Below are 2,115 nucleotides of genomic sequence, written 5' to 3' on the forward strand. Positions count from 1 at the left end.
AATGATTGCTTTACATAAACGATTATCTCGTAACAGCCGCTCTTTGTTGATCATTTCAAACCTTTATTCTCTAAGTTAAACCTCTTTTTATTCTCAATAGCGTGACAAAAAATGCAAGTCTCTATTCAGCAACTAGTTTAATGAACCATCTCTATTTTTCTACTACGTGTTTTGGCAATCAATGTATCATCGGCAATTAGTACACAAGGGCTTTTTTTGTCTATAGAAGGTTCAACTAATCGCCATAGGTCTTTAGGGCGGAAACATCTACTTTTTAACCATCGGCTAACCGTGTCATGAGATAAAGGCGATGGGCTGACTTCTGATAACGCCAAACTAGAGTATCTTACACTGCTTACTTGCAAGAATATTTTATAGATATCTTTAATGCATGGATAACCGGACAAAATATGAACATCCTGATTTTTTCTTGTTTTTAAATTTATACTTCTTTTTTAGAGACTGCGAAACTCGTGTTAATATTCGCTAAATAGGATAAGCGTTTAATTAACGTTCATCAAAGATCGCGAACACAAGTAAAAAAGAATCGATTGTTCTTACCTTCACCACTGTTATTTATATAACCACTGACCATACCAACAGCTTTAACATTGTTACCTGATGTTTCAGATGTCCAGTACATATGATAATTCCAATTATATAAACGTACGTCACCCCATTCACTCCAAAGTGAATCAATACCTCTTACAAACTGACCAGCACTGAGTTGTGCAACAGTTGGCAGTGTCAATCCCTTATTAGCACACCAGTCTTTAGCATCATTCCAATTCATCTCTTGTTGGCTATATAAATGCCATTTTTTAAGTGTAAATTCATATTTAACTGGCTCACCACCAGAGCTATGGGTTGCCGTGATAATGACTGTTTTTGAATTATTGCTAGCATCGCCACTAAAAGTTATTTTTCCATTTTTAACGGAAACCCAACTTTCACTACTCTGCCAATTGAATTCATTAACAGGCGCACCATTAGTAATGATGTCAAATGTCGCACCCTGGAAGCCAATAGTCGGAATTCCTGCATTCAGGTCAAAATATTTGCCATTAATTTTAAGCTCTTTAAAAGAAACCTGGATAAAATTAACTAGCTTATCGGCATCTTTTTTCTCACTGATATCATACCGTGCACTGACTGTAATATTATTTACTGCCGTCTTGGTACTTTTTAGTTCTATCGTTGCTTGCCCATCACTATTAGTTTTACTGCTAGCGGGTAAGATAACATCATTACCATTCATGTCCTGCTGCCAGTTAACATCTAAATTTGGCACTTTAACCGGGTTTTCATGTTGATCAACCAGCTGTGCCTTAAAGGTAAAATGGTTATTACCATCAGCAACCTTACTAACGATATCATCGACTAATGTCACACTACCAACTCTGGCCGTAGCAATATCGGCTATAAAGTTAACGGGTGTGTTTGCATTTATTTTAGCCGCAGTACCATATTGGGCGCTGACGACCACATTATCCACTGCTTTAATAGTGCTTTTGAGTTCTATACTGGCAAAGCCGTTTTTATCTGTTTGACTTGATGCTGCCGATAAATAAGCATCTTCAGCTTTATCATCATCTAGCAACCAGCTGATATCCAGATCCGCCACCTTAATAGGATTATCAAATTCATCAACCAGTTGTGCCTTAAAGGTAAAGTAACTGTCGCCATTCGCAACTTTATTAACTTCCTGACCATCTAATGGGCACCTCGAAAAACTCAAGATTTTCAATTAACCCTTGGCTTTCATTCTAAATAATTAGATTTTTTTTGATTATCACGTTACTGATTCTATCGCACATTGCCCTGGCTAGGGCCATTTGACCCATTCTGGGCGTCAGAAAGCCACGATGCACGCGCTCTGGAAGTACGCCAACCGCTTTAGGTTGTAACATGCTGCCATCATCGTCATGGCAAAATTAGCGCGCACCTGTCCAATGGTGCGGATCAGTTTTCTACCCATTTGTTCCATCGCCGCAAATGCATGTTCAACCCGTGCCCTAGTCTTTGCAATCCTGTGGTTTCGCCCTTGCTGAGTCTTGGACAACGGTTTGTTTCGATGGCCTTTACGCTGAATCTGGCTCCTATAGCCGTTTGCCT

At 39.0% G+C, this 2,115-nt stretch carries 3 protein-coding genes; all 3 read right to left on the minus strand.

Going from position 1 to position 2,115, the window contains the following annotated elements; translation table 11 throughout:
- Positions 1-137: 137 nt before the first annotated feature.
- Positions 138-407: a hypothetical protein gene (locus tag CBG25_RS07300; RefSeq protein ID WP_290605691.1), complete on the minus strand. Its 270-nt coding sequence runs from the start codon at positions 405-407 to the stop codon at positions 138-140.
- 110 nt (positions 408-517) lie between these two features.
- Entirely contained in the window at positions 518-1,747 is a 1,230-nt protein-coding gene (locus CBG25_RS07305) for an Ig-like domain-containing protein (protein WP_290605692.1), read from the minus strand.
- A gap of 105 nt (positions 1,748-1,852) precedes the next feature.
- Positions 1,853-2,115 (minus strand): transposase (locus CBG25_RS07310; protein ID WP_290603799.1); only part of this gene is annotated, 263 nt, incomplete at its 5' end.

This window comes from Arsenophonus sp. ENCA, assembly GCF_002287155.1.
Classification (GTDB): Bacteria; Pseudomonadota; Gammaproteobacteria; order Enterobacterales; family Enterobacteriaceae; genus Arsenophonus; species Arsenophonus nilaparvatae.